General features: G+C 53.4%; 1 pseudogene. It reads left to right on the plus strand.

Annotation, left to right across the window (positions count from 1 at the left end):
* Window positions 1-7 precede the first annotated feature (7 nt).
* Window positions 8-277, plus strand: a pseudogene (locus tag HBA93_RS20940) (BMP family ABC transporter substrate-binding protein); the annotation flags it as partial.

Genomic DNA, 277 nt, shown 5'->3' on the forward strand with positions numbered 1-277 from the left:
GGGCACCATGAAAAAAGCGCTTACGATCCTTGCTACAGCAGCAAGTATCACAATGGCGGGCAGCGCCTTTGCACAAGAGCCGCTCAAAGTCGGATTTATCTATATCGGACCTCCGGGAGATTTCGGCTGGACCTACCAGCACGATGAAGCCCGTAAAGCGATGGAAAAAGAGTTCGGCGATAAAATCGTCACCACTTATCTTGAAAGCGTGCCGGAAGGTGCCGATGCCGAGCGTTCGATCGAGCGTCTTGCCCGCGCCGGTAACAAGCTGATTTTC

The organism is Ochrobactrum sp. SFR4 (assembly GCF_019730395.1).
Taxonomy (GTDB): Bacteria; Pseudomonadota; Alphaproteobacteria; order Rhizobiales; family Rhizobiaceae; genus Pseudochrobactrum.